This is a genomic window from Sporofaciens musculi (assembly GCF_009830285.1).
Lineage (GTDB): Bacteria > Bacillota > Clostridia > Lachnospirales > Lachnospiraceae > Sporofaciens > Sporofaciens musculi.
Window position 1 is genome coordinate 4,589,181 of record NZ_WUQX01000001.1, and the last position, 26,176, is coordinate 4,615,356.

Sequence of the window (26,176 nt, forward strand, 5' to 3'; positions counted from 1 at the left end):
TCAACAAGTATGGAGGTATGAAGGATGCGGATTAATTTTAACCAGACAAACCGATTTTTACAGACAGGGCCCGCGTGTCCCGGCTTCAGGCAGAACATTTCTTTAAAAGACCAGAAGAATGGCGTATTTGCACGCAATGACACGGCAGTTTTATCTCCCCAGGGGAAAGCCGCCAGCCGCCTTGCAAACCTCATGAGCCAGAAGGAATTAATCCAGATGAACAAGGATTCTCTGCTTAAGCAAGCCCTGGACGATGAGACAGGAGGAGGCAGCGCTGGTATGAAGGAGAAATTAGAGGAATACGATGAGCAACTGGATACGCTCAACGAACAGATTGCCACTGAGATGGCAAAACAAGCTGAGGATGAACAAGAAACAGAAAAGATTTACCAGAAACCGCAGAATACACCGTCTACGGAATCTGCGGACGACAGTATTGTCAGATTAACGGAATTGTCTGCGGATTTGGTCAAGGCCAAAATCTCCGGTCAGGCAAACGTCAGACGCGAGGGTGAGAAAAACGTGTGTAAAGCAGAGATTAAAATGGGTTCTACTGCGGCAAAACAAAAGCTTAACAAAATCAGCCAGATGGAGAGAACTACCGCTAATATGGCGCCGCTGTTTAAGAAAAGGTAATCGACTATAACAAGCTGTTGGGAAATAATGCTTCTATTTTCCGACAGCTTGTCAATGTAAAGCTAACCGTGTTGGGTAAGATTCTTCACCCATCCATACTTCTTATAATGTCGGTAAACCGCCGGCAGCTTCACAAACTCATCCAAATGCAGCCACAAATAAACCCACAAAACCGGAAGCTTCAGCCAGAAAGCCGCCAAAAATCCAGCAGGTATAATTACAACCCACATAGTAACAGCATCACAGCACATCCCGAATCTAGTGTCGCCTCCTGCACAGAATATCCCTGCGATTACAGTACAATTTATAGATTTCCCCACCAGATAATAGCTGCATACCCATAACATGACCTTAAGGTACTCCTGGGCCTGACTGGTTAAATTTCCTGCAAAAAAGACCATCATAGGCTTGCAGGCCGCCAGCAGTAGCAGGCCTGACAGCGCGCCTGCTGCCACGGCTGTCTGACATAATCTCCTCCCGTACTTTTTGGCCTGGTTTAGATTCCCGCATCCAAGCTCATTTCCAATCATGATTCCGCTTCCCGTCCCAAGCCCAAGGCAGAAGCAGGCAATCACATTTTTTAAAATATTGGATATGGAATTGGCGGCCACCGCATCGCTTCCCAGATGTCCCATGATAACTGAGAACATGGTAAATCCGCAGCCCCATGCCAATTCATTTGCCAGCACAGGACTCGTATAATAGAAATAATCCTTCTGAAGCTTGGCCTTTGGACTTCTAAGGTACTTCAAACGGATACGCACCACCTCCTGCCGCCTGTTCTCCCACAGAACCAGCAAAAGTTCTACAACACGGGCAATCAGCGTCGCCAAAGCCGCGCCCTTAATCCCCATCTTCGGAAATCCCATGGCTCCAAATATTAGAATAAAATTTAAAAGCAGATTGAGCAAAACGGCGACAGAACCGTAAACAGTACTTTTCAGGGTTCTCCCACTGTTTTTCATGATGCACAGATAAACCTGGGAGACTCCCATACAAAGAAAGGAGCCGCTTACAATACGCAGATAAGAAGCGCCGTAAGTAATCAATTCCGACGAATTTGTAAATATTCTCATAAGAGTCTTAGGACAAAAATATGCTGCCAGAAAAAAAAGAAACGTTATCAAAACGGAAATCCTTAATGTTACGGCCAGAATTTCTTCAACGGCCTTTGCATCACCTTTGCCCCAATACTGAGCCGCCAGCACAGTGGCGCCAATGGTCAGTGCCGCTAAAAACAGATTCAATACAAACTGAACCTGGGTCGCGAGAGAGACTGCCGAAAGCGCCGTCTGCCCCTGCATACCCAACATTAACGCATCGCTCGCACTGACCACAGCAGTCATAAAATTCTGCGCTGCAATAGGAAGCACCAGAGAAAATAATTTCCTGTAAAATTCCTTGTCAGCCTTTATTCCTTCTTTTGTCCACATACTCTTACTCCTTACGCCTTCCATAATACGGTTACATACTAATATAATACCGTAAAGCATCATATTTCGAGCATACTAACGATATCGCCGTAACCTGCCCTTCTTGCCAACTGCTTCATACCGTCAGCTACTTCTTCCTTGGAATAATTATTCTGCGATAAAAAATCTTCGTCTTTCTCACTCAGATATTGGTAAATAAGAGCAGCAGCGGCAACATCATTCTTACTGCTATAATCAATGCCGGTGAGCAGAATATCCTCCGCCTCATTTATATTCCCCTTATCAATCATTGCGAACAGATCCTCCAGTTTTTTTCCGGATATCTCACATTTATTCCGAATCTCCTGCTTGACAGACACATACTGCTTTCCGAACATCAGGGAGAATAATATTCTGACGGTTTCCTTGATAAGCCTCATAATATAATCTTTTTCGTCTTCAAAATTCATACGAAATATCATCCTTTCATCACTAACATCTCATCCACTGTGACAGGCTTAAAATCTGCCAAAGCCTTATGATTTGTCAGGGTCTTTACAATCCTCCAGCCGTCGTGGCTATGGACGGCGTTCTTAGGGATTGGCCGAAATCCAAAGTCAAGATATATCTTACATGCAAGCCATGTTGTCGTCTGTGTCGGAATCTTCGCATGTGTATATCCCAGGCCCTGCATAATCTCCAGAACGTATGAAATCAGAGGTTTGGCAAGCCCTTTTCCCTGATATTCCCGGCACACGGCAACCCAGTGAAGCCATCCGTCCCCTGACTGGTCAATCCCTCTGATATCATAATACGCTGTTGCCGTCGCAACCTTTGTGCCTTCTTTGTTTTCAATAAAAACCATCCTTTTTGTCAGTTCATGGTCTTTACCGCCGAAAAATTTATTCCACACCTCCACACCCTGTTCATAACTTGTCAATTCCTTTGCAGACCTTTCAATATTAATCCATTGCTCACGATCTCCCTTCTGAAAGAACACAAACCTGTATCCGTCTGGAAGCGGGAACCGCGGCAGATTCTTGAGATTTCTTTCCAGCATCAGTTCATAAAATTTAATCCGTTCATCATGGTTATCAAATTGTATCTCCATTTCTCTCCCTCCATAAACATTTCTTTTTGTGCCCTCTGGGTATTCACAAGGTTACACCCTGCCCATTATACCTAAAGGCGCACCGCAATACAAGCCCTTATCTCCAAGAGGGTTGGGATATTGTAACAGTTCAGCCTTCCGGCTTCACTGTTACGGGATATTCACTGACGGATAAACAAAACCAATAAAATATGCATATACTATTATAGAACCGATAATAAGGCGGTGTAGATATGAGGCTGTGCGAACTAGAGGACAAAGAAGTCATTAACGCCTGTGACTGCAAGAAGTTAGGTTATATCGTGGATTTGATTATAGATGAATGTAATGGATGTATTGAGGCGCTTGTGATTCCGAAAGCAGGAAAATTATGCGGATTTTTCTGTGACGGTTCAGAATACATTATTCCGTTCAAATGTATCAAGAAGATTGGGGCTGATATTATCCTGGTGGAAATACATGAAGAAAAAAGATAATTGTCAGAAGAATCTGGATTTTAAGTTATCCCCGCAGGGCTTGTATTACAAGTATACCCTGCCCTGCGGAGAAACTTTTTTATTCCTTGTGTACTGTTATTCATCAATATCAATTACGGAAACAGGACAATCATCTCTTGCCTCTTTTGCCGTACTTTCGTATTCCGGCGCTACGTCTGCATAGGCTTCAGCAACACCATCGTCGTTAAACCGGAACACCTCCGGACATGTGGCAACACATGCGCCGCATGAGATGCATCCATCGTTTACTCTGGCCTTCATGGGTCTTCCTCCTTGCATTTTTTAATATTTCTGAGAAATATTTTTAGTAGTATACCCAATCTTCTGCCAATTATTCATCCCTGTCACCCATTTGATCTGATATGCGTCCCTGTCCTGCCCTTCAAGGCATCCTTTAACTTATCAAAGGATGTGATTAAAGCGCTTCTGCCCGCTCTTTTCTCAATAAAGGCTACGGATGCACTAAATTTGGGAAGCATGTTATATTCTCCAAAATGTCCCTCCTCCATATACTGCTTTGCCTGTGTGAGATTAATCTCTCCAAGCTCGTCTTCATCGGGTCTTCCCATATTAATCTTTACTTTTTCTACGCTGGTAAGAATAATCAACTGGTCTGCATCGATGTCCTCCGCCATCCTGCCTGCCGTCAAATCCTTTTCAATCACAGCGCTGGCGCCCCGCAGATGGTGCTCCTGCTCTAGTACTGGAATTCCTCCTCCTCCGCATGCAACCACAATCTGGTCTGCGTCCAAGAGCGCGCGAATGGCGTCAATCTCTACAATACTGACCGGATTTGGGGCGGAAACGATACGCCGATAACCTTTGCCTGGTTCCTCGACAATATAGTTTCCTTTTTTACGTTCTTCATTGGCCTCCTCCACATTCATATACCGCCCCAGTATCTTGGTGGGCGTATAGAATGCCTCGTCATAGGGGTCTACGATTACCTGTGTCAGAATCGTGCTGACCGTCCGGTAGACGCCCCTCTCCAACAGCTCCTCGCGGATGCCGTTCTGAAGGTCATATCCAATATATCCCTGACTCATTGCCGAACATACGGACATGGGCGCAGGCGTATAGTCCTGATGCGCCTTACCGAATTCATTCATCGCCGTATGAATCATACCCACCTGGGGCGCGTTGCTGTGAGTAATTGCTACCTGATAATCTGCTTCGATTAAGTCTGCGATTACCTTTGCCGTCTTACTGACTGCAACCTTCTGCTCCGGCAGCGTGGTTCCAAGCGCCCTGTGTCCCAATGCGACTACAACTCTTTTTTTCATTGTCTCTACCTCTTTGTATTTTGTCGTCTATCGAATAAAATTGGTCCATTCCTTTTCTTCCTTTTCTGGAAGTCCATACTCCTTCTTGCCAAGGGCGATACTCTTCATCAGAAAGGACATATTCCCTGCAAGGGTACGCATAACCTGAAGCCCCTCTCTGTCCTTCAGAGCCTCGTCAGCGTTATTTCCATGGATACTGTTCCAATACTGGCTGGACGCCACTGGCATACCGCTAATGGTAAAATATTTGTTCAGCTCGTCAAACGTGGCCGACAGTCCCCCACGTCTGGCTGAAACAACACTGGCGCCTACCTTCATGGTCTTATCAAAATGAGCGCTGTAGAAAAGCCGGTCCAAGAACGCAATCACAGTTGCATTTGCCGAAGCATAGTAAACCGGACTTCCCACCACAAGTCCGTCACACTCCTTAAACTTCCCTGCCGTCTCGTTCACCAGATCATCGAAGGCGCATTTCCCTGTTTTTTTGCAGGAGCCGCAGGCAATACAGCCTCGGATATTCTGGTTACCCACATGAATCAGCTCTGTCTCAATTCCGTTTTCAGCAAAAATCTTCTCCATCTCGTTTAATGCGGTATATGTACTGCCCTTGGCGTGAGGGCTTCCGTTGATTAATAATACTTTCATAATCTTCTCTCCTCTTTTTAATAATTTTCCTCCATTGTATCATTCATGGAACCATTCAGCAATTTTCTTTTGATTTTTTTTCCTGAAAGTATTATACTAATGTGTATAAGGATATTTTTATAAGAAAGGATAGTACTATGAAAAGAATTGTTGTAGCAGTACTTATTTCCATGACACTTTTCGCAGCCATAACCGGATGCGGCAAAGGCGCGGACATCGGCAAAGAGAAAGCCACAGACATTGCCTTAGGGGATGCACAGCTCTCAGAATCGGATGTTACCCGTCTTCGGGTATCCAAGGAGAGAGACGACGGCCAGAGTATCTACGAAGTGAACTTTACCTGCGGGACTACTGAGTATGAATATGAAATACTGGCGTCTAACGGAGATATCCTCAGCACTGACTATGATGAATCCACTAACCGGAGCCAACAGTCTCCAAGTGGACAGCAAGGGCAGACAAATCAACAGGCTCAAGACGGGCAGCAAGGACAGACAGACCCGCAGTCTCCAAATGGACAGCAAGGGCAGACGAATCAACAGGCTCAGGATGGGCAGCACAGGAACGGAGATCACGGACCTTCCGGCAATGCACAGAATACACAGGCTAATGTACAGCTTACGCTGGATGACGCCTCCAAGCTGGCACTTGACCGTGTTCCTGGGGCTTCTGCACAGGATCTGAAGATCGAGCTGGATTATGATGACGACGGCTACTACAAATATGAAGGTGATATAATCTATAACCAGAAGGAATATGAATTCGAGATTGATGCGAATACCGGAGATTTTCTGGAATGGAAGGAGGAGAGGCGATAGCCTCTCTTTTTATTACCATATCCGACCGTTCTGCCGCCTGAATACGTATTGCTGAATATCTCTTTTGGATCCTTTAGGAAGCTCCGTAAACTGACATCCATATCCGTAACGCCCGTCACGAAAATCCTCTTCTCTCAAAACCATGGCATTTAATCGATATTCTTTTTCTACAAATGTATAATCGAATTCTATCGTATCGTCGCAGCCAAGTCTTGTCTTAGTGATAAAGTACAGACCACCCTCGCTGATATTCTGGATGTCGCCCCTTAATTCCCCCTGTTTAAAAGATGTTATCAAAACCTCATCCTCCGTATTGGTCCTCAGATACCTTCGTCCCTGCACGATATCGATAACTTCAAGCACCTCGCAGTCTGCAATCCAAGGCTCAGAGACAGCTGGATCATAGTTCCTTCGGACAATGGCTTCACAGTATGTTCTGACACATCCAATCTGTCCGTCAAAAAAATCTATCCGAATCCTCTCCGAATCGGATAACTCATTTTCCCGTTTCATATATAATGTAATCTGTTCTCCATCACATTTTACACGAAGTCTCCTTTGATGGGTCTCTTTTGCTTCGTAGACAGTACATACAGTACAGTTATTTAAAACCATAGGCTATGCATCTCCTTATTTTCTCTGTATTTCATTTACCTCAATCTTATCCATGAGCCCATCGGATGTTACACCAGGATGGGTCACACGGATACGGCAGATTTCTTCCACAAAATCATAATCTAACTTCAATTCGCTGCTGATTTTCCTGATATGCTGCCCCTTATCCATTCTTTTCATAATATCTTGGATTACCCCCGACAGGTTATCTTGTGAGGGTGACATTTTTGCTGCTTTTACATCTTCATGGAAAAGCTCAAGCCTGTCCACAGATATATTTCCATTTTCCAAATGAAGGACAGCCATTGTAAGATCGAGTCGAAATCTCCTTCTTCCGCAGCTTCCTGAATTCAAATAAAGTCTTCCGTCTTTTCGTTCTTCTGTGAAGCGATGAGAATGACCAAAAATGACTATCTGAACATCATGTAAATTCTCTGGAAGCTCCTTCTTGTCATGGACTACATAGAACTTCACGCTGTCTAAGGTAAATTCCAGATGAGCTGGCAAATGGGCCGCCCATCTGCCGTCATTATTCCCTCTTACCATAAATACAGGATTATCTGGCTGTACAGCGTTTCTAATCTCGTTATAAACCTCCTGCGTGTGAAAATCTCCGCTGTGGATGACTGCGTCGCAATTTCCAAGCATTTCCTTTACTTCGGGGCGTAGTAATCCATGAGTATCTGATATCACCAAAACTTTCATGGGAATCCCCCTCCTAATATGTTTTCTATAACCATTGTATCATTGCTCTTTTCTAAATACAATATACTCTGCTTCCCTTATCCTGCATCTATAACAAAAAAGGGCGAACAATTATACAATTCAAACCTCTTGATACAACGAAAAGAGGCTTGACCTCATAGATTTAAGTATCAAGCCTCTTAACTTATTGGAGTAACAGGATCTAAACACCTTTGCTTGGTTCAAATACCTTGCAAATCACGATCATTTCTTGTGCGGAACCTTTGAACCAGACTTTCCAATATTTTTGCCTGCTCAGACAACTCCCTGGATGCGGCAGAATTTTCTTCAGCAGCCGCTGCGTTGGCATGTACAACTCCGCTAATCTGGGAAACCGAATCCACCATCTGCATAAATGCATCTGCCTGCTCGTTCGTAGATTGATCGATATCCCCTAAAAGTTCCGCCATAGTCTGTACATTGTCTCCCACCTGCTTCATGGATTGCACCGTTGCGTCAGCAACCTGAATCCCATGTTCTACTGCTGATGCAGACTTCTCAATCATTTCTGCAGTGGCGCTGGCAGCTTCTGCACTCTTACTTGCAAGATTGCGCACTTCATCTGCAACAACCGCAAAGCCTTTGCCTGTTTCGCCGGCACGCGCGGCCTCTACCGCTGCATTGAGTGCAAGTATATTTGTCTGGAAAGCAATATCCTCAATAATTTTAATGACTTTTGCAATCTCTTGTGAGGATGAGCCAATATCACCCATCGCCTGAACCATATCATCCATCTGGCGGTTGCTTTGAACAACAACCTCCCACGCTTGCCCTGAAATCTGCTTAACATGGGCAGCATTTTCCCCATCCTGCCGAGTCAAGGCTGCCACCTTATCTAATGACATCTTAAAAGCTTCCACTGCAGCGGTCTGTTCAGTGGAGCCCTGTGCCAGTACCTGGGAATTAGATGCAAGATTTTCCGAGCCTGCCCTAACTTGCATACAACAGCGGTTAATCTGTCCGATCGTATCATTTAAAGAATTCAGGATCTGGTTGAGGGAATTCTTGATTTCCCCAAAATCTCCAATGTATTCTCGTTCGATTTCCATTGAAATATTGCCGTTGGAAATACCGCCCAGCACATAAGAAATATCCTCCACATACTGTCGAATATTGTACATCGTCTCATTTAACTGGCGGGAGAGTATCCCAAGCTCGTCCTGTCCAAAACTGCCAAAATCAATTTCCAGCTGCCCTTCTGAAACATGCTGCATTCCTTGGGACAATTTTTTAAGCGGAACAGTGATGATTACAGACATTTTATAAGAAATCAGCAGCGCGGCAATCACAATCACAGCAAATAATATATCCTGAACTATGACGCTTCGGTTGGTCTGTGAAACAGCCTGGTTTTTAAAATTTTCTGCTTTTGCTTGGGAATCAATGGAAATCTCCTGTGCAATCGCCGTTGTATCGGCAATCAATGCTTCAAACTGTTTCACCTCATCCTGTACCTGTTCTTGTTCGGATAATAAACGACTAATCTCAGCATACGTAGCCTCCAATGCGGACAACTTTTCCTCAAAAGCCTTTATCTTCGCAGTATCGATTACGCCGGCCTCCCTAAGCGCAGTCAATTCTGCCTGAGCATTTTTACAGGCATTCTCGTACTCATCCGTCAGTTGAGTACCTCCTGTCAGCACCATATAATTGGCTGCGTTTTCTATTCTGCAAACATCTTTAAGCAGCGCAACAGAAGAAATCGCGCTCATATGCGGACCTGTATACAAATCTACAGAAAGGTTTGAAACACCGCGTAAGTTAGTGAGCGAAAATGCATTTAATGCAACCAAAATAATCAGCAGAAACCCAAAGCCTATTGTCAGTTTCCCCCGAATTTTTAAGTATCTCATGACTATACTCCTTATGTATTTTTAAAATCTTCTAATCTACTCAAAGTACAGCTGTAAATGTGTATGTGATTCGTATTATAACATAAGGTATTTGTTTTTTCCAGATATAATTTGGAACTCTCCAAAAAGGAAATATCTATTTGTTCCCATAAATCCATTGAATTGTGAAGCGTACCGTCCAGATCAAAAATTGCTGCTTCAAAGTTCATTCATAGGTTCCTTTCCCAAAAATAATGATCTCAATGTGGATGCCGATTTCTTTATGTCTGATTCGGCAATTACTGCGGAAACAACTGCCAGCCCGTCAATCCCCATAGACTTAAATAGCATTGCATTTTCCCTGTTAATGCCCCCGATCACGACAATCGGTATATCAACTGCCCTGCGGATTTCTCTAAGCTCCTCCATAGATACATATTTCGCATCCGGCTTAGTCTCCGTTGGGAACATAGCGCCCACGCCCAGATAATCAGCTTTGGCTTCCACCGCCTTCACGGCTTCTGCTACGGAACCGGCTGAAACACCGAGCAGCTTATCTTTACCAATAACCTTTCGGACAATATCCGCAGGAATATCTTTTTGCCCGATATGTACCCCGGCTGCTCCTACTGCCATAGCAATGTCGATACGGTCATTTATGATAAGCGGTATGCCGTATCCGTCAGTAATCTTTTTTATTTCCAACGCCAACATATAAAAATCTAATGCCGAAATCTCTTTTTCTCTAAGTTGTACCATCGTGCAGCCGCCAGCGACTGCCTGCACTACTGCCTCTCCCAAAGTCCTGGTACTCATCATCTTACGATCTGTCACAAGGTATAAAGAATAATCAGGTTTCATTTCCTACCCCTCCCTTTCTTCCCTCAGCCCATATTGGTAGAGGTGCCAAAAATGGTGTGTTGGGCCGCAGCCTTTCCCGATGTCAAGGGAATGGCTGAGCGCCATTGTCACATAATCCTTTGCTTTTTGGACTGCCTCCCGTAACCCCATGCCCCTTGCAAGCTGTGAAGCAACAGCAGCGGAAAACGTGCAGCCTGTCCCATGCGTATTTTTCGTATCAATTCGGGCAGTGTCAAAATGCCAAACCTCTTTGCCGTCAAACAGGACATCCAACGCATTCCCTGCTGCATGGCCGCCCTTGATAACGACTGCCTTACATCCAATTGTATGGATTGCTCTTGCAGCTTTTTCCATTTCTTCAACTGAATTGATCCTGCTTCCCGTTATTTTTTCCGCTTCCGGAATATTCGGTGTCAGTACGTCAGCAAGAGGGATAACTGTTCCAATCAGCGTTTTGATTGCCGCAGGCTCCATAAGCGGACATCCGTTCTTCGCATACATCACAGGGTCAATTACAATATTTTCCGGATGGTAATATTTCAGTTTTTCGACAACTTCTTCCATACAGTCCGGTGCGGAAAGCATACCGACTTTCACTGCATCAACCTCAATATCTTCAAAAACAGCATCAATCTGTTTGCCGATCATATCCGGACTAACATCCTGAATACCGAGCACCCTGCCTGTGTTTTCTGCCACAACAGATACAATGACGCTCATGCCATATACACCATGTACGGAAAATGTCTTTAAGTCTGCCTGTATGCCCGCACCGCCGCTACAGTCAGACCCTGCAATGCTTAATACTTTTTTCATTGTATAATCCTCTCCTTTGCTTCTTTTGGGAAAACAATAAACTAAGTTATGCCACTCACTGATATACTGCTTTCCCTGCCTGTAAATTCGTTGTTTACCCCAATTCCATCTCTCATGCCTTTTTCCTCTGGTAAGCCATATTCCAGAAATCAAGTTCCAGATAACCCGCTCTTTCAAAAATACTTTCCAGCTTTTTCTGCTCTGCTTCAGAAAGACTCCCACACTTCTTATCTGCAAAGTCACACCATTCCTTACAGCTATCAGCATATCGATCATCGGCATAATCCGAAATGAAATCCCAATATCTTGATTTCAGACTTTCCGGTTCCTCTGCAAGTTTCCGGAATATGTAACTGTAACTCAACATACACGGAAGTACCGCCATAAGTATTTCACATCCATTTCCACGCTTTGCAGTTTCAAACAGGAAATCAATATAATTCTGGTTTTCCGGCAATGGTGCAATAAACTCTATGTCATCATCCGTCATGCCAAACTGCCTCAGATAGTTCAGGCGAATCGCCGATTCCGTATCTGTAACAAAGCTCAGGATAGAATAATAAAGCTGGATTTCCCTTAGTGTCTCCGCATGGTATATTGCCTTTCCATACACACGGGCATAATTTTTCAGATAGATGCTGTCCTGTACCATGTATTCCTTAAAATCCTCAATGGGAAGTTTTCCCTCCTTCATCTCCTGTACAAACGTAGTGGCGATACACTTGTCCCAGACAGGCTTATTCTGTTTCAAAATACCCTCCATAAATGACATTTCCTTTGCCTCCTTGCGGTAAAAAAATAGAGCTTCCAAATATTTAGAAGCTCTTTCAGACGCAGTACGGCGTAAGAAATTGCTTCCCTACGCCGGTATTAGCCAACAGGTCAAGAGGTCAGGTCTTACCTTTTTCAACTTGTTCAGTTCCCTCGCAAACACATATCACTCTTATTCAGTTAAAAAAAGACATTCCATGCGCAGGGAATATCCTAAAAAATACGGTATCGTATTATTCAGCTCCCTACGTTGGTATTAGCCAACAGGTTCAAAGGGTCAGGTTTTGCCTTCTCAACTACACTGTAGTCCCCCTGCTCAGATAATAGTATAGATGATATGGGATTGAAAGTCAATAGAATTATTCAACAGGTCAAGCCCACCTTTTCATGGATAGATTTCTCCTCAAATTCCAGCACTTCTATATATAAACAAAAAGAGACGTTTCCTCATCTTTCGGAATTACGCCTCTTACTAAATCGGGGTAACAGGATTCGAACCTGCGACCTCACGGCCCCCAGCCGTGCGCTCTAACCAAACTGAGCCATACCCCGTTAGTATTATTTTAACGAATCTTGCCCAATAATGCAAGCATTATTTTCAATTCTGTGTTAAAATATAATAAAATCTATATAACCAATCTAAAAAACAAGAAAGGAGTTTAATAAATGAAAGTAATCGTAATCGGTCCCCATGGCAAAATGGGCAGGCTAATTACAATGGCTGCCGCCTCCCGCAACGATATGGAGTTGGTTGCCGGCGTCGCACCCAAAGGGCGCAGCTACATCGGACAAGATCTTGGAGCTGTCGCCATGATTGGTTCTGAACTTGGCGTTTCGGTAACGGATGACTTGGAAAGCGTAATCGAGCTTGGTGACGTTATCATCGATTTCTCCACAAAGGAGATGGCGATGGAGGTTTTAGAGCTTGCTATTGCTCACAAGAAGGCTCTGGTATGTGGAACCACCGGCTTCCATCCAGAAGAAATGCAGAAGTTCCAAAACGCGGCCAAAGAAATTCCTATGCTCTATGCCGCCAATACCTCTAAGCTGGTCAATATAATGAACCGGCTGCTGGAGCTGGTAACTTCGACTCTGAAAGACGAGATCGACATCGAGATTCTTGAGATGCATGACCAGTGGAAAAAAGACGCACCCAGCGGAACCTCGAAAGAGATGGGCGAAATCATGGCACATGCCCTTGGAAAAGAGTTGGACGAGATTGCAGTCTACGGACGGGAAGGCGCTTCTCCACGCAAGTCTGGAACCATTGGCTACCATTCTCTACGGGCAGGGAATATTCCAAGCAGTCACACGGTATTTTTCGGCGGCATGGGAGAACGTTTGGAGATTACCCACCATTCCTATAACTGGGAATGCTTTGCAAGGGGAGCGTGCGACTGTGCCGCCTTCCTTGCAAACCAAGGGCCTGGCTTTTACACCATCAAGGATGTTTTGAATCTGTAGACCAAAATCCAGCATTATCAATGATGTCATCAGTCTAAATGCCACCCTCAAATCTAACGCACAAATCAGGAGGAAAGAACATGTTATTAGTAAATACAGATTATATCACAGGAAAAAAACTTGAGATGATTGGCATGGTGCGCGGCACCATGATTCAATCCGTACACTTGGGCAAAGACATTATGAACAGCTTCCGTACCTTGGTAGGGGGAGAACTTACCTCCTACACAGATATGATGAATGAGGCAAGGGCAATCGCAACTAAGCGCATGGCCGAGGATGCCCAGGCAATGGGCGCAGACGCAGTAGTCAATATTCGCTACGCCTCCAGCTCTATCGTTCAGGGAGCCGCCGAGGTCCTTGCTTACGGAACTGCAGTTAAATTTATCGACTAATTTATTGGGGAAATGTTATCTCTCTGTCATCTATACTGCGAGACTATATCACTCGTATCTGCATATGACAGGAAATAACATTTCCCCATATTACGTTTTATTTCTGGTTCGCCGGTTCTACCGCCACGGATTTGCCCTTAATCTTCGTATGGTTCACGGAATTAATAATCTCCCTTGCATACTCTGTAGGAACTTCAACAAACGTATATTTGTCATACATATCGATGGTTCCCACCACTTTTCCAGGAATGCCGCTTTCTCCCGCCAGTGCCCCTAAGATATCTCCTGGCTTCGCCTTGTCCTTCTTTCCGATATTGATAAACAGTCTGACCATTCCTGGCTCCTCAGCGCCAGTATCTGCAAATGTCTCCGAAGCCTCTTCTTTTCCTCCTGCACACAGTTTGAGCAGCGCCGCCGCAATATCCATACTGGTATAATCGGAATCATTGACCTCAGACTGAATTAACTGCAGATACGTGGTCAAATCTTCTTCCTCAATCATCCTATTCACGGTATCCATCAGCTTCTCAATCTTAGTATTCGCTACGTCGTTCAGTGAAGGAACCTTCTGAGCATAAATCTTTGTCTTGCAGTACCGTTGTATCTCCTTAAGCTTATAAACCTCCCTGCCGGATACAAAGGAGAAGGAACGTCCCACACGCCCTGCCCTTCCGGTTCTTCCGATTCGATGTACATAATATTCATCATCCTGTGGAAGATCATAGTTAAATACCGCTTCCACTTCGTCCACGTCTATTCCCCGCGCCGCAACATCTGTGGCAACGAGGATATCCGTCTTTCCTTTACGGAAGCCCTCCATAACTCTATCCCTCTGAGCCTGCTTCATATCCCCGTGAAGTCCTGCGGCAAAATATCCCCTGCCAAGGAGTCCATTTACCAGAAGATCCACCTGCTTTTTTGTATTGCAGAATACAACGGACAGCTTTGGATTATAAATATCAAGAATCCTTGATAAAACCTCTTCTTTTTTCTTCGGCTTTACCTCATAGTAAAACTGCTCAATATTCGGAACCGTCAGCTCACGCTTCGTCACTTTAATTATTTCCGCATGATTCTGGTATTTCTTCGTAATCTCAAGGATTGGCTTTGGCATGGTCGCAGAAAACAGCACTGTTTGGCGTTCTGCCGGAACCTCCTCTAGTATAGTCTCAATGTCCTCCCGAAATCCCATATTCAGCATTTCGTCCGCCTCGTCCAGCACGACCGTATGGAGATTCTCCATCTTTATAGTTCTTCGCCGCATATGATCCATCACCCGACCTGGCGTTCCTATAATCAGTTGAACCCCGCCCTTCAAAGAACGGATCTGCTTCACAATCTCCTGACCGCCATAAATGGGAAGCACTTTAATCCCATGCATATAATAGGCGAGATGGCGTATTTCCTCTGCCACCTGAATTGCAAGCTCTCTGGTGGGACAAAGAACGATTGCCTGCAGCTTCTTATTCTTAGGCTCAATCTTCTCTAAAAGGGGAATCCCAAATGCCGCCGTCTTTCCTGTTCCTGTCTGTGCCTGTCCAATCAAGTCGCATCCTGACATCATCACAGGAATTGCCTTGGCCTGTATTGGCGACGCCTCTTCAAATCCCATCTTTTTAACCGCCCTCATAATCTCTGGGCGAAGCCCTAAATCTTCAAACCTTACTTCTTCCATATTAACATCCTTCCTCATCTATGATTATGCGCTTTAAGCTTCTGTAATAGAAAAATACCCTCTACCTGATACCAAGTAAAGAGTATTCACAAAGTCTCAATATATATCATAACATATGGCCTTCCCGCTTGTCCAGTATAACATTACCTATACAGACAAAAGAAGGGCCTCTCTAACTAAATTCTATTCGCAAAACACATATTTCTCTAATCTATCAAATGCCTTCTGAATCATGGAAAGAGGAGATGCCAGGTTCATTCGGATATTCCACTCTCCATGAAACTCCTTCCCGTTCTGCCAGAACACGCCAGCTTCAAATCCGGCTCTTAACAACTCCTCCAATGTTCTGCCATGCTTCCGGCACCATTCTTCGCAATCAATAAACAGCATGTATGTACCCTGAGGACGGGACACGGACACACCTTCAAAATGCTGATCAATATAATCACAAGCATATTTTACGTTGCCGCCAATCACCTCCCGAAGCTCGCCCAGCCACTCGCGTCCTTCTGAACAATAAGCGCCTATCAGCGCATGCATGGACAATACATTTATAGAATTATAATGTCCAAGGGACGACTCTCTCCTGATTCTCTCCCGAAGCCAATTATTATAAATAATATGGTAGCTTCCAGTCAGCCCTGCCAGATTAAATGTCTTGGAAGGGGCGTAAAGAGCAACCGTCCGGTTTCTGGCATCCTCTGATATGGACTGGGTCGGAATGTGCTGATTGCCATAGAGAAGAATATCAGACCAAATCTCGTCAGAGAGCACGTAAACTTCATGCTTTTTATAAATCTCCATTGCCTTCTCAATTTCCCATCTTTCCCAGACACGCCCTGTAGGATTGTGCGGAGAACAAAAGATTGCACAGTGAATCTTATTCTTTGCAATTTTTTCCTCCATATCCTCAAAATCCATTCTCCAGACGCCTTTATCATCCTTCTGTAACGGACTGTGTACAATATTGTATCCGTTATTCGTCAATGTTTTGGTAAACCCGACATATGTGGGCGCGTGTACCAGAATGGGCTCTCCCTGAGAACATAGAGTATGGAGTGCGCTTGCCACTCCACCCAGAACTCCGTTCTCATAACCTATATGCTCATCTTTAAGTCCATCCACTTGATTCTGCCGTGTCTGCCATTCTATAATGCTGTCATAATATTCGTCGGAGATATCAAAGTATCCATAAGTCGGATGCTTTGCCCGCCGAATGATTGCCTCCGTAACCGTCGGCACCGTTGGGAAATTCATGTCTGCAATCCACATAGGAATATAATCCAGTCCATCCCTCACCTTAATATTTTCCCCTATTCCAAAAGAATAAGGAAGAAGATCCACAGCAAGCGCATCTTTGCCTTTTCTGTCAATAATAGTCGTAAAATCGTATTTCATTGTAAACTCCTTCAACCCTATTGCTTTATACTATATACCCACATTCCACGAATCTGGCTCACAATATCAGCATACACCCATCTCTTGTCGCTGTTCTTCTTACTAAAGGGGTCGTTGACTCGGATTTTTCCGTCCTCATACCCAGTTAATACGATAAAATGTCCATTCTGTGTGAAATCTCCCGGACTCATGCTGCAGATAATGGGTTTCCCCTGAGTCAATTCATCTCTGACCTGTTCCTCGGTCAACTGTTGTGTGTCATAACAAGACAGGTTCCAGTTCTCTCCTGCTTCCTTCATGAAAGCCCAATAGGTATCGTTATTCTCATCCACATAATAATTCTCAGTCCCATATGCGGCAACCTTCGCAGGAGTGATGGAAGCATCACCGGTAAGCCCTGATGCAACCATAGCCATACAGGTGGGCCCGCAGCCGCTAATCGCTACAATACTTGTCCCATAGGGCGCATACCCCCATCTCTCATCATACTGATACAGATTCGGAATCTCCCCTGCCGTAAAATCATCGCCTATGGTATCTGCGCTTGGCTCATCCTTCTTTTCCCCATAATGCTCCACAAAACTCGCGGTCTCCACATTTTTATCCAATAATTCGATCACAGATTCCGGATAGCCTTGCTTTACTGCTTCTTTCTTCACCCTTTTTACCTTCTGTTCGTCCGTCTCAATCTCTACTGTAATCTGATCCATCTTTTTTGAGCTCTCGGCCTTTACAACCTGCTTTGCAGCCAACTCATCCTCTTTCTTCTGGGCATGGCAGCAAAATAATACCACAATCAAAAAAATCAAGAGCCAGCTCATCAGCATTATCTGCCGTTGAACCTGCCTTCTTCTCTTGCGTGCCCTTATCCTTCTACTTGCATCCATGAGTCATTCATCCCCTTGCTCCATACATGTATCGACTTATGCACTCCCCACTTTGCATTTACCGACAAAATATTCTACTCTCCATATGGTTCATTATACTCCATGACTCAACACCAAGCAACTTAAACTATTCTTAATTTTCTTTTAACGCTTTCCTTCTTTTTATCTCATAATTAGACATGAAAAAAACCATCCCGCAACCGCAGAATGGTCTCTTTCTATCACACACAATAACAGTTATGTCATATCACTTATTTTTTTTAACGTAGGGTTAAGCTCCCTACAAACTTACAGCCTAATCTGTATACCAGCAGAAGACAATGCTCCCACTTGGAAATACAGATTCATGCCGTATTAACTTCTAATTACTCACCTGTCCTTGGAGATGTCCTAACAGTTGTTCTGGATCCAGTTGATGTTGTAGAAGATACTACCTCACCATTGCTATTGAAAGCAATAACATCACCATTCTGCATTACTTCAACGAATGCGATTGGAGATAAGCTATCCATTGTTACTGTAGCGTAGAAGATTCCAGCTGCTGCATCCCACTTAACTGTAGCGCGCTTTACTTCCCATGTCAGCTTTCCATTAACCCATGTAGCATGAACTAATGTAACCTGATCGCCAGCACGTAACTGCTGCTTACCATTAGCAACATTCTCTAACCTAGAAAGGTTAAAGTTGATCTCTGTACCTGGTGCAATCTGTCCACCATTAAGACCTGTATACTCATCTACTCCGAGTACAACAACTTCAGAATCCTTTGGTAACTCATATCCAAGGTTCTTAAGTGTGGTTGCTGCTTCCTCAGGTGTAGCAAAATGAGCTGCAGCCTCCTTATACTGTGCCTTCTGTGCATCTGACATTTCATCCCAGCTTGGGATTTCAACGACTTTGTTTCCATTTGCATCTGTACCAGCTACTATGTCATCATCTGTAACACTGCCTGCTGCAAATGCTGTCACGCTCATGCCTAAGCAAAGAACACCTGCTGTAAGCATGGCAACTAATTTCTTCATTTTCATCTTTTTTACTCCTTCCTTATTCTGTTACTTTGTGTGATTATATATTAAAGCCTTTATATGCCTTAATATCCATCTTATGTTTATTCGGTTAATCTTCCCTTGTCGCATTCACCAACCATCTCTGATTCGGCGAATCAGCAATACAAGTAGAAAGGGTTAGAATTCCTGTCTCAAACGTAACGTTGACATCCATATTCACATGTCCGTCAATACTACTTCTAAGTTCGTCCAAATATTTCTGGAAATAAGAGGGTTCGTAAAAATTGTAGTTACCCATCAGATAACGATCATCAAAAGCAATAGCCGCAAACACCCGATATTTTAATGTTCTGTCCGGAAGATAAATATATATATAGGGATTGTTGTTAAAGAACTCCTGATCCTCATACTTGTGAAGATCTGCAAACATACTTCCATTCTTCATATCATGTCCATATACAATATTCACCGGATCATTGAAATCCGTCTTATTGTATTTCTCTGTATAGATTGTCCCCGGCAGCCCCTCTTTCCTCTCAATCGTATGATTCAAGTAATATTCATCAGGCTCTGTTGCACTCTGCAGTATCGGATAGTCTACATTCGTACCCGGAATCCAAATCCATGCATACACATCCGGATTCGTTCCCTGTGCAGCGGCAAAATCAATCTTGCGGTACATTGGATCATTGGGGTCTACATCTGCAGAAACTTCCTCTTTTAACTTATCATACTGCTCCTGTGTCTTCTCCGGATCGGCTGTCTTCTCTTTTTCAGCGGCAACCTCTGCCTGTTTATTGGAATGCATATAAAATCCAACACCGCCGCCCGCAGCCAGTACTAATACGACTGCAAGAATAATAATCAGCTTTCCGTTTCCAGATTTTTTCTTTTTTCTGTCCTGCTCAAAATTATCTTGATCCATTGGTATCTCCTCCCTAACCTTCTCTTTCATTATCTCACATTTCCATCTATTATGGAATCTCTTTGTAGAAATTATTAATCACAATTTCTTTCAACTGGTCAGCATTAACATGATATTCCTCATGGTCACCTGGCTGGATAATTTCACCTGGAACCACCGTCATATCTTCTCCTGTCAAATTCACATCCAACAGCTTTGGAACCAGATAAGCGATATCTTCCACAGTAATGTTGGTACACATCTTTCCCTGTAGGTTTTGGTAAATCGTAACAGGTAATGTCATATTACTCTTCACAACTTCCTTAGCTGTCGCAAAATAGTTGCTAATATACTGCTTCTGCCGTTCCAGTCTCCCCATACTGCTGCCAAAAACATTCGTATCCCGATGCCGTACATACTCTAATGTCTGGTCACCCTGCAGGTGAATCATCTCTCCCTGTTGATATGTCTTAGAACCAATTTTAATTTCTTCTAATGCCTGTACATCAACGCCGCCAATCGCATCATTCAAAATTGGAATTGCCTCAAAATTAACGGAACAATAACGTTGAATTGGAAGTTGAAAAAGCAAATTAGAAACTGTATCGACCATCAATTCACAGCTCGCTGTAGCCGACTGTCCATATGCATACTGTAATGTAAGCTGCTGATTCTCATTTTTCACGAAATATCCAGCCGAATCAACTACCTTCACCGGCACAATCGTATCTCTCGGAATTGCCAGCAATTTAATTTTCCCAGTCTCCACATTGATACTGATTAATATGTTCGCATCTGACAAGCCTTCGCTTCCAGTCGCTCTCTTTTCCTCAATGGGAAGATCCTTGTCTATCCCCATACATAGAAAATTAATTACATTCTCATCATACTGGTACTTCTTACCGTTATATGTAACAAAGAGTCCCTCTGGCGCCTCTGCTGAATCCGCTGCATCCGGAACCTCTGTCTTAAGATTCTTTTCACCTTGAGCGCGCAAATAGAAGAAGCCGCCCGTCAGTCCTGCAATACCGACCACTATAATCGCTACCAGACCTAACATAACCTTCTTCCATCTCTTTAGAGAATGACGTCTCTTATGCTTTTCATGCCTATGTCTATGCCTGCGCTTATGCCCATGCTCGTCATCCCAAGAGTTATCGTCATCAAGAGGCCTGTCGTCGAAAGAATCCTCATAAAGGACTTCGATTGAAAAATCCGAGGAATCCCCTGAACTATCCACTTCGGGGAAAAGGTCGTTATTTTTTTTCATCTTTGCCTCCACATATCAGTCAACTGCCAAAAACAAATAATTGCTTTCTACTAAGAATTATACTTTATTTCTTATGAATGTCAAGTAAAAAGAAAAGTTTTATTTGAAATAAATGACAAAATTAAGTTATAGCGGGTGATGTTCTCCTGCTATATTAACCAAAACCCGCGATTATTTAAGGAGAGGCGACACTCCCCCTCTCCTTTTTAATCACTTGCTGACCGCGGCTTTTCCGACAATACTTTGCAGAAAAATTTCACAGACAAGCCTTTTGATTTGTATACGCCGCAAGCCTTCCATCCTCTACATCCAACACAATCGTATCCTGGGCTCCTACGTTCCCCTGCAGCATAAGCCTTGCTGCCATTGTCTCCACATTCTTCTGAAGGAAACGCTTTAAGGGCCTTGCGCCATAGGTCGGGTCATATCCTCCCTCAACTACGAAATTCTTCGCCCCTTCTGTCAACGTAATGGATATCTCCCTGTCAGCCAGACGTTTATTGACGTCTGCCACCAACAAGTCAATAATATGATAAATATCTTCTTTCGTCAATGGTTTAAACAGTATCGTCTCGTCCAGACGGTTTAGGAATTCTGGTCTAAAATGGGCGCCCAGGTCGTCCATTACCATTTTTTGGCTTTCCTCACTAATGTTTCCCTGTGAGTCAATCCCTTCTAATAAATAAGAAGAACCGATATTAGAGGTCATAATCAGGATTGTATTCTTGAAATCCACGGTACGTCCCTGAGAATCCGTAATCCTTCCGTCATCCAACACCTGCAGCAGCACGTTAAACACATCCGGATGGGCCTTCTCCACCTCGTCGAAAAGCACCACAGAATAAGGCTTCCTGCGGACGGCCTCTGTCAACTGACCGCCCTCGTCATACCCTACATATCCCGGAGGCGCCCCAATAAGCCTGGATACAGAGTATTTCTCCATATACTCGCTCATATCAATCCGCACCATATTACCCTCGTCGTCGAACAGACTCTCGGCAAGGGCCTTGGCAAGCTCGGTCTTTCCCACTCCCGTGGGCCCCAGGAATAAAAATGAGCCAATGGGCTTCGTAGGGTCTTTAATTCCTGCCTTAGAACGGATAATTGCCTCTGTCACCAGCTCCACACCTTCATCCTGTCCAATCACACGCTTATTAAGCTCCTCCGCCAGATGAAGTGTCTTGCTGCGTTCGCTCTCGTTTAACTTTGCAACCGGAATTCCTGTCCAACGGGACACGATTTTCCCAATCTCCTCGTCCGTCACACTCTCATGCACCAGAGATTTATCGTCATCCTTTACCTTTGCTTCCTCCGTCTCTAACTGCTTCTGAAGCTGAGGCAGCCTTCCATACTGAAGCTCCGCTGCCTTATTCAAGTCATAAGACTGCTGCGCCTTCTCAATCTCCTTATTCACCTGCTCGATTTCTTCACGCAGCTTTCTCACACGCTCTACATCTACCTTCTCATTATCCCACTGTGCTTTCTTTCCTGCAAAATCTTCCCTAAGCTCTGCCAACTCCTGCTGTAAATGCTCCAGGCGCTCACGGCTTAACCTGTCGTCCTCCTTCTTAAGAGCCGCCTCCTCAATCTCCATCTGCATAATCTTTCGCTTAAGCTCGTCAAGCTCGGTGGGCATAGAGTCAAGCTCGGTTTTAATCAGCGCGCACGCCTCGTCTACCAGGTCAATGGCCTTGTCCGGCAGGAAGCGGTCGGAAATATATCTCTCTGACAGAGTGGCCGCCGCCACAAGAGCGCTGTCTGTTATCTTAACTCCATGGAATACCTCGTAGCGTTCTTTCAGCCCCCGAAGAATCGAAATTGCATCCTCCACCGTTGGTTCCTCCACCATCACCGGTTGGAAACGGCGTTCCAGGGCGGCGTCCTTCTCAATATACTGCCGGTATTCATCCAAGGTCGTCGCACCGATACAATGGAGTTCCCCCCTTGCCAGCATTGGCTTTAACATATTGCCTGCATCCATGGCGCCGTCCGTCTTGCCCGCTCCCACAATAGTGTGCAGCTCGTCGATGAACAGAATGATTCTTCCGTCGCTGTTCTTCACATCCTCCAATACCGCTTTCAGACGCTCCTCAAACTCTCCCCTGTATTTCGCACCCGCCACCAGCGCGCCCATATCCAATGAAAAAATAGTCTTATCCTTCAAGCCTTCCGGAACATCGCCCCTGACGATTCTCTGAGCCAGTCCTTCAACAACCGCCGTCTTACCCACGCCTGGCTCTCCGATCAATACGGGATTGTTCTTGGTCTTTCGGGAAAGGATACGAATTACATTGCGTATCTCCGAATCACGCCCGATTACCGGATCTAATCTCTGCTCTCTGGCCCGCTCTACAAGGTCTGAACCATACTTATTCAGGGTATCATAGGTGTCCTCTGGATTATCGCTGGTCACACGCTGATTCCCCCTGACTGTTGACAGGGCTTTCAAAAAATCGTCTCTCTTGATACCCATTTCCCTGAAAATGGACTTAAGCTCTCTGTTGGGATATCTCAAAAGTGACAGAAAAATGTGCTCGACGGATACATATTCGTCTCCCATCTGCCTTGCTTCATCTTCTGCGTGAATCAAAGCTTTGTTTAGGTCCTGGCCAATATATTGCTGACCGCCCTGCACCTTGGTACGTTTCCTAAGCGCCTCCTTCGTCCGGTTAAGCATTATATCTTTGTCGATTCCCATCTTCTCCATGAGCTTGAGAATCAGACTGTCCTCCTGAATCAGCAATGCATAGAGAAGATGCTCCTGCTCAATCTCCTGATTGCCATATTCCAGCGCTGCACGCTCACAGCCATTAACTGCCTGCATGGACTTCTGCGTAAACTTATTTATATTCATAGTACAGCCTCCTTTTTCATACTAAATGTTGGTGTTCTATTTACAATATAACATTAACGCATTTTGTCAGCACTGTCAAGAGTCGAGTGCTAATTTGTTTTGATATTTTTTCTATTTCAGCATATCAAGAATTTCATCCTTAGGCTTTGCTCCAACCTCTCTCTTTACAGCCTCCCCATTCTTGAACACCATCAGCGTCGGAATAGACATTACCCGATACTCTTTCGCCAATTCAGGATTCGCGTCCACATCCACTTTACAGATTTTAGCATCCGTAACCTCATTGCCGATTTCTTCAATCACAGGCCCCACCATCTGGCATGGGCCGCACCATGTCGCCCAGAAGTCCACCAGCACCGGTACGTTAGCGTCCAATACCTCCTCCTTAAAATTATCCTTTGTCAAATGTAATACTGCCATCTTTTATCATCCTTTCTTTCATTAAAATGTATTCCACTGTTTATTATAACCCATTTACGTATACATTTTTAGCCATAATATCCATTTTATGAAATTTTTCTAATTTAAGCTGTCCTTAAACGTTATTCTAATCATTTCCAAAATTACCATTCTACTCGTCTACTCGAAAAATAAAAAATATTATATAATCTTTGTAACGAATTGGTACGTCATGCGTCTAATAGGCAGATCACAGATAAGGGGGTGAGGGAATGAAGATTGATTTTGAGGAGCTCTACGAACGTTTTTTCAAGGACGTGTATCTGTTTGTCCTGGCAATGAGTAAGGATCCGCACATTGCCGAAGATATTACTCAAGAGACCTTTTTCAAAGCTCTAAAAGAGATAAAGCATTTCCGTGGTAATTGCTCGGTTAAGTCCTGGCTCTGCCAGATTGCCAAGAATCTCTACATCTCCGACACCCGCAGGAAAAAGCCCATTCATTCCGATACCCTTGAAGCTCTGCCCGATGCTTCAAATGTGGAGAATATCTGTATCCGAAAGGATGAGGCTCTTTCTATCTACAAAGTACTTCACTGTCTAAACGAGCCTTATAAAGAAGTCTTTACCCTTCGGGTACTGGGAGATTTAAGCTTTAAAGAGATTGCAGAAATCTTTGAAAAACAGGAGAATTGGGCGAGAGTCACCTACCATCGGGCAAGACTTAAGATACGTGAGCATATATCGACTTCAAACGCCCATAAGCAATAAATGCCGCTGTTTCCACGCGGCGGAAAGGAGATTATTATGAACAAAATACCCTGCGATATCATTAAAGACCTGCTGCCACTGTATAAGGACCATGTATGCAGCGAAAAAACAATGGAGCTGGTTGAAAACCATCTGCCGGAATGCGAGAGCTGCCGTGAATATCTGGAAGCGATGGAGGCTGAGCTTCCGCCTGTTACTCTGCCTCCCTGCAGTACAGAGCAGTCAGACGGCCATACTTCAGCCTCTTTAGCCCTTGAAGATATAGAAGTATTCCAAAAAATTGCCCAAAAGCTAAACTGGATGAAGGTTACCATCAGCTTTTTTGCGGTAATCATTACGATTATGGTGATCTCTCTCATCAACACCATATCCGGCGAATACATTACGAAGCTGCCCATATTTGACAAACGTGTAGCAGCAAAAGACGTCAGTGTCACAGAGCTTTACCAACTGAAAAATGGGGATTTCTATATTACGTTAGAAAGCGATTTTCCCTGCGATATTCTTTCATACGGTTCCATATCTTCACCAGATGGCAAGTCTTATATGGAATCTTATGACAACGGCCAGAGCCGTTTATCCTTTGAGAAAACTTCCATATGGGGCAAGTTTTTCCTAAACCATTTATCTTATAAGAGTTTCTCCTTTGTAATTCCTTATCAGGAGATTCTTAATTTGGATGAAACGGATGGATACCAAAGCCAGGGTTCATCTGCTATTGTTCACACCACCGCTCTAATCTACTATGAGGGAAAAGGAAATGAACAGCTTACCATCTGGAAGGAGGGACAAAAAATTGCGGCGGCGCCTGAGATGATTGAGCAAAGAGTCCTGCATCAACAGCGCCGACAGGAAACGGGAATTGATGAGCAGCAGGAAATATCATCTAAATATGCGGATAATATTCTGGTTTTATATTAATCATTATTTATTTGGGCTGTTTTATTGAGGAAACAGCCCTCGTTTTTCGGAAATAATAAAAAACTTCCTATTATATGGAATCTTTCATCACCCTCTCTGTCTTCTGACAAGCTCACAGAAATTTATCGTCTAAATTACGAATCCCTGGTATTTTTTTTACCGGAAGTATAGTCATAGGGACGCTGATTTGG

The 26,176-nt window shown here is 44.1% G+C and carries 27 protein-coding genes, 1 tRNA gene and 1 riboswitch; of the genes, 7 read left to right on the forward strand and 21 right to left on the reverse strand.

The features are described from left to right. Positions 1-24 precede the first annotated feature (24 nt). A complete protein-coding gene (locus GN277_RS23135) occupies positions 25-636 on the forward strand; it encodes a hypothetical protein (protein WP_159754349.1) in 612 nt (203 codons plus the stop codon). A 62-nt stretch (positions 637-698) separates the two neighbouring features. Here the strand turns inward: GN277_RS23135 and GN277_RS23140 are convergent, their stop codons facing one another. Genes GN277_RS23140 through GN277_RS23150 form a run of 3 tightly spaced genes read right to left on the reverse strand, consistent with a single transcriptional unit; the run spans position 699 to position 3,159 of the window. Then, positions 699-2,069: an MATE family efflux transporter gene (locus GN277_RS23140; RefSeq protein WP_159754352.1), complete on the reverse strand. Its 1,371-nt coding sequence runs from the start codon at positions 2,067-2,069 to the stop codon at positions 699-701. Between the two features lie 59 nt (positions 2,070-2,128). After that, positions 2,129-2,518 (reverse strand): DUF6483 family protein, encoded by a 390-nt coding sequence (locus GN277_RS23145; RefSeq protein ID WP_159754355.1) that lies wholly within the window; start codon positions 2,516-2,518, stop codon positions 2,129-2,131. A gap of 8 nt (positions 2,519-2,526) precedes the next feature. Continuing rightward, on the reverse strand, positions 2,527-3,159 hold the full coding sequence (locus GN277_RS23150; RefSeq protein ID WP_159754358.1) for a GNAT family N-acetyltransferase: 633 nt from the start codon (positions 3,157-3,159) through the stop codon (positions 2,527-2,529). 233 nt (positions 3,160-3,392) lie between these two features. Between GN277_RS23150 and GN277_RS23155 the strand changes: the two genes are divergently transcribed. Continuing rightward, positions 3,393-3,635 carry a PRC-barrel domain-containing protein gene (locus GN277_RS23155; protein WP_159754361.1) on the forward strand — a complete coding sequence of 81 codons (243 nt, stop codon included), beginning with the start codon at positions 3,393-3,395 and terminating at the stop codon, positions 3,633-3,635. Positions 3,636-3,731: 96 nt separating this feature from the next. Here GN277_RS23155 and GN277_RS23160 read toward each other — a convergent pair whose 3' ends face one another. From GN277_RS23160 to GN277_RS23170, 3 genes are all read right to left on the reverse strand, one after another. Further along, positions 3,732-3,917 (reverse strand): ferredoxin, encoded by a 186-nt coding sequence (locus tag GN277_RS23160; protein WP_159754364.1) that lies wholly within the window; start codon positions 3,915-3,917, stop codon positions 3,732-3,734. Positions 3,918-4,000: 83 nt separating this feature from the next. Beyond that, complete coding sequence (gene arcC, locus GN277_RS23165; RefSeq protein WP_159754366.1) at positions 4,001-4,939, reverse strand: carbamate kinase; 939 nt, start codon at positions 4,937-4,939, stop codon at positions 4,001-4,003. 27 nt (positions 4,940-4,966) lie between these two features. Further along, the gene (locus GN277_RS23170) at positions 4,967-5,584 is read right to left on the reverse strand and encodes a flavodoxin family protein (protein ID WP_159754369.1); all 618 of its coding nucleotides are present in this window, start codon (positions 5,582-5,584) and stop codon (positions 4,967-4,969) included. A 137-nt stretch (positions 5,585-5,721) separates the two neighbouring features. Here GN277_RS23170 and GN277_RS23175 point away from each other — a divergent pair, with 137 nt between their 5' ends. After that, complete coding sequence (locus GN277_RS23175) at positions 5,722-6,402, forward strand: PepSY domain-containing protein (RefSeq protein ID WP_204162783.1); 681 nt, start codon at positions 5,722-5,724, stop codon at positions 6,400-6,402. A 12-nt stretch (positions 6,403-6,414) separates the two neighbouring features. Here the strand turns inward: GN277_RS23175 and GN277_RS23180 are convergent, their stop codons facing one another. The 7 genes from GN277_RS23180 to GN277_RS23215 all read right to left on the reverse strand — a co-directional run bounded on the left by GN277_RS23180 (position 6,415) and on the right by GN277_RS23215 (position 12,593). Then, positions 6,415-7,017 (reverse strand): PilZ domain-containing protein, encoded by a 603-nt coding sequence (locus tag GN277_RS23180; protein ID WP_159754372.1) that lies wholly within the window; start codon positions 7,015-7,017, stop codon positions 6,415-6,417. 15 nt (positions 7,018-7,032) lie between these two features. Then, a complete protein-coding gene (locus GN277_RS23185) occupies positions 7,033-7,722 on the reverse strand; it encodes a metallophosphoesterase family protein (RefSeq protein WP_159754375.1) in 690 nt (229 codons plus the stop codon). A 221-nt stretch (positions 7,723-7,943) separates the two neighbouring features. After that, positions 7,944-9,614, reverse strand: coding sequence for a methyl-accepting chemotaxis protein (locus tag GN277_RS23190; RefSeq protein WP_159754378.1), 1,671 nt, complete (start codon positions 9,612-9,614; stop codon positions 7,944-7,946). 198 nt (positions 9,615-9,812) lie between these two features. Then, positions 9,813-10,454 (reverse strand): thiamine phosphate synthase, encoded by a 642-nt coding sequence (gene thiE / locus GN277_RS23200; RefSeq protein ID WP_159754381.1) that lies wholly within the window; start codon positions 10,452-10,454, stop codon positions 9,813-9,815. Between the two features lie 3 nt (positions 10,455-10,457). Beyond that, positions 10,458-11,270 (reverse strand): bifunctional hydroxymethylpyrimidine kinase/phosphomethylpyrimidine kinase, encoded by an 813-nt coding sequence (gene thiD, locus GN277_RS23205; RefSeq protein ID WP_159754384.1) that lies wholly within the window; start codon positions 11,268-11,270, stop codon positions 10,458-10,460. Positions 11,271-11,382: 112 nt separating this feature from the next. Then, on the reverse strand, positions 11,383-12,042 hold the full coding sequence (locus GN277_RS23210) for a TenA family protein (protein WP_159754387.1): 660 nt from the start codon (positions 12,040-12,042) through the stop codon (positions 11,383-11,385). Positions 12,043-12,266: 224 nt separating this feature from the next. After that, a riboswitch (TPP riboswitch) is annotated at positions 12,267-12,365 on the reverse strand. A gap of 153 nt (positions 12,366-12,518) precedes the next feature. Continuing rightward, a tRNA-Pro gene (locus GN277_RS23215) sits at positions 12,519-12,593 on the reverse strand. 114 nt (positions 12,594-12,707) lie between these two features. Between GN277_RS23215 and dapB the strand changes: the two genes are divergently transcribed. After that, a complete protein-coding gene (dapB, locus tag GN277_RS23220) occupies positions 12,708-13,505 on the forward strand; it encodes a 4-hydroxy-tetrahydrodipicolinate reductase (protein WP_159754390.1) in 798 nt (265 codons plus the stop codon). 80 nt (positions 13,506-13,585) lie between these two features. Then, complete coding sequence (locus GN277_RS23225) at positions 13,586-13,900, forward strand: YbjQ family protein (protein ID WP_159754393.1); 315 nt, start codon at positions 13,586-13,588, stop codon at positions 13,898-13,900. A gap of 97 nt (positions 13,901-13,997) precedes the next feature. On the opposite strand, the gene GN277_RS23230 is transcribed toward GN277_RS23225, so the two are convergent. From GN277_RS23230 to trxA, 8 genes are all read right to left on the reverse strand, one after another. Next, positions 13,998-15,575 carry a DEAD/DEAH box helicase gene (locus tag GN277_RS23230; protein WP_159754396.1) on the reverse strand — a complete coding sequence of 526 codons (1,578 nt, stop codon included), beginning with the start codon at positions 15,573-15,575 and terminating at the stop codon, positions 13,998-14,000. A 183-nt stretch (positions 15,576-15,758) separates the two neighbouring features. Then, on the reverse strand, positions 15,759-16,973 hold the full coding sequence (locus tag GN277_RS23235; protein WP_159754399.1) for a MalY/PatB family protein: 1,215 nt from the start codon (positions 16,971-16,973) through the stop codon (positions 15,759-15,761). A gap of 17 nt (positions 16,974-16,990) precedes the next feature. Next, the gene (locus GN277_RS23240; RefSeq protein ID WP_159754402.1) at positions 16,991-17,860 is read right to left on the reverse strand and encodes a C39 family peptidase; all 870 of its coding nucleotides are present in this window, start codon (positions 17,858-17,860) and stop codon (positions 16,991-16,993) included. A gap of 365 nt (positions 17,861-18,225) precedes the next feature. Then, entirely contained in the window at positions 18,226-18,888 is a 663-nt protein-coding gene (locus GN277_RS23245) for a hypothetical protein (protein ID WP_159754405.1), read from the reverse strand. Between the two features lie 88 nt (positions 18,889-18,976). Further along, entirely contained in the window at positions 18,977-19,792 is an 816-nt protein-coding gene (gene srtB / locus GN277_RS23250) for a class B sortase (RefSeq protein WP_159754408.1), read from the reverse strand. 49 nt (positions 19,793-19,841) lie between these two features. Continuing rightward, positions 19,842-21,041, reverse strand: a complete 1,200-nt coding sequence (locus tag GN277_RS23255) for an LCP family protein (protein ID WP_159754411.1) — start codon at positions 21,039-21,041, stop codon at positions 19,842-19,844. 256 nt (positions 21,042-21,297) lie between these two features. Further along, a complete protein-coding gene (clpB, locus tag GN277_RS23260) occupies positions 21,298-23,895 on the reverse strand; it encodes an ATP-dependent chaperone ClpB (RefSeq protein WP_159754414.1) in 2,598 nt (865 codons plus the stop codon). A gap of 111 nt (positions 23,896-24,006) precedes the next feature. Then, positions 24,007-24,315, reverse strand: coding sequence for a thioredoxin (gene trxA, locus GN277_RS23265; RefSeq protein WP_159754417.1), 309 nt, complete (start codon positions 24,313-24,315; stop codon positions 24,007-24,009). Positions 24,316-24,566: 251 nt separating this feature from the next. On the opposite strand from trxA, the gene GN277_RS23270 reads away from it, so the two are divergent. Together GN277_RS23270 and GN277_RS23275 are read left to right on the forward strand one after the other, a co-directional pair. Next, the gene (locus GN277_RS23270) at positions 24,567-25,064 is read left to right on the forward strand and encodes an RNA polymerase sigma factor (protein ID WP_159754420.1); all 498 of its coding nucleotides are present in this window, start codon (positions 24,567-24,569) and stop codon (positions 25,062-25,064) included. 36 nt (positions 25,065-25,100) lie between these two features. After that, positions 25,101-25,985, forward strand: a complete 885-nt coding sequence (locus tag GN277_RS23275) for a zf-HC2 domain-containing protein (protein WP_159754423.1) — start codon at positions 25,101-25,103, stop codon at positions 25,983-25,985. The last annotated feature ends 191 nt before the right edge of the window (positions 25,986-26,176 follow it).

Excerpts from the sequence above, each read along its gene's own strand:
- clpB (WP_159754414.1), bottom strand. The coding sequence starts at position 23,895 with ATGAATATAAATAAGTTTACGCAGAAGTCCATGCAGGCAGTTAATGGC.
- GN277_RS23155 (WP_159754361.1), top strand. The coding sequence starts at position 3,393 with ATGAGGCTGTGCGAACTAGAGGACAAAGAAGTCATTAACGCCTGTGAC.
- thiD (WP_159754384.1), bottom strand. The coding sequence starts at position 11,270 with ATGAAAAAAGTATTAAGCATTGCAGGGTCTGACTGTAGCGGCGGTGCG.
- srtB (WP_159754408.1), bottom strand. The coding sequence starts at position 19,792 with ATGGATCAAGATAATTTTGAGCAGGACAGAAAAAAGAAAAAATCTGGA.
- GN277_RS23180 (WP_159754372.1), bottom strand. The coding sequence starts at position 7,017 with ATGGTTTTAAATAACTGTACTGTATGTACTGTCTACGAAGCAAAAGAG.
- GN277_RS23225 (WP_159754393.1), top strand. The coding sequence starts at position 13,586 with ATGTTATTAGTAAATACAGATTATATCACAGGAAAAAAACTTGAGATG.
- GN277_RS23160 (WP_159754364.1), bottom strand. The coding sequence starts at position 3,917 with ATGAAGGCCAGAGTAAACGATGGATGCATCTCATGCGGCGCATGTGTT.
- GN277_RS23255 (WP_159754411.1), bottom strand. The coding sequence starts at position 21,041 with ATGAAAAAAAATAACGACCTTTTCCCCGAAGTGGATAGTTCAGGGGAT.
- GN277_RS23175 (WP_204162783.1), top strand. The coding sequence starts at position 5,722 with ATGAAAAGAATTGTTGTAGCAGTACTTATTTCCATGACACTTTTCGCA.
- GN277_RS23210 (WP_159754387.1), bottom strand. The coding sequence starts at position 12,042 with ATGTCATTTATGGAGGGTATTTTGAAACAGAATAAGCCTGTCTGGGAC.
- GN277_RS23230 (WP_159754396.1), bottom strand. The coding sequence starts at position 15,575 with ATGGAAGAAGTAAGGTTTGAAGATTTAGGGCTTCGCCCAGAGATTATG.
- GN277_RS23150 (WP_159754358.1), bottom strand. The coding sequence starts at position 3,159 with ATGGAGATACAATTTGATAACCATGATGAACGGATTAAATTTTATGAA.
- GN277_RS23240 (WP_159754402.1), bottom strand. The coding sequence starts at position 17,860 with ATGGATGCAAGTAGAAGGATAAGGGCACGCAAGAGAAGAAGGCAGGTT.
- GN277_RS23270 (WP_159754420.1), top strand. The coding sequence starts at position 24,567 with ATGAAGATTGATTTTGAGGAGCTCTACGAACGTTTTTTCAAGGACGTG.
- GN277_RS23145 (WP_159754355.1), bottom strand. The coding sequence starts at position 2,518 with ATGAATTTTGAAGACGAAAAAGATTATATTATGAGGCTTATCAAGGAA.
- thiE (WP_159754381.1), bottom strand. The coding sequence starts at position 10,454 with ATGAAACCTGATTATTCTTTATACCTTGTGACAGATCGTAAGATGATG.
- GN277_RS23140 (WP_159754352.1), bottom strand. The coding sequence starts at position 2,069 with ATGTGGACAAAAGAAGGAATAAAGGCTGACAAGGAATTTTACAGGAAA.
- GN277_RS23185 (WP_159754375.1), bottom strand. The coding sequence starts at position 7,722 with ATGAAAGTTTTGGTGATATCAGATACTCATGGATTACTACGCCCCGAA.
- GN277_RS23245 (WP_159754405.1), bottom strand. The coding sequence starts at position 18,888 with ATGAAAATGAAGAAATTAGTTGCCATGCTTACAGCAGGTGTTCTTTGC.
- GN277_RS23235 (WP_159754399.1), bottom strand. The coding sequence starts at position 16,973 with ATGAAATACGATTTTACGACTATTATTGACAGAAAAGGCAAAGATGCG.
- dapB (WP_159754390.1), top strand. The coding sequence starts at position 12,708 with ATGAAAGTAATCGTAATCGGTCCCCATGGCAAAATGGGCAGGCTAATT.
- arcC (WP_159754366.1), bottom strand. The coding sequence starts at position 4,939 with ATGAAAAAAAGAGTTGTAGTCGCATTGGGACACAGGGCGCTTGGAACC.
- GN277_RS23170 (WP_159754369.1), bottom strand. The coding sequence starts at position 5,584 with ATGAAAGTATTATTAATCAACGGAAGCCCTCACGCCAAGGGCAGTACA.
- GN277_RS23135 (WP_159754349.1), top strand. The coding sequence starts at position 25 with ATGCGGATTAATTTTAACCAGACAAACCGATTTTTACAGACAGGGCCC.
- trxA (WP_159754417.1), bottom strand. The coding sequence starts at position 24,315 with ATGGCAGTATTACATTTGACAAAGGATAATTTTAAGGAGGAGGTATTG.
- GN277_RS23275 (WP_159754423.1), top strand. The coding sequence starts at position 25,101 with ATGAACAAAATACCCTGCGATATCATTAAAGACCTGCTGCCACTGTAT.
- GN277_RS23190 (WP_159754378.1), bottom strand. The coding sequence starts at position 9,614 with ATGAGATACTTAAAAATTCGGGGGAAACTGACAATAGGCTTTGGGTTT.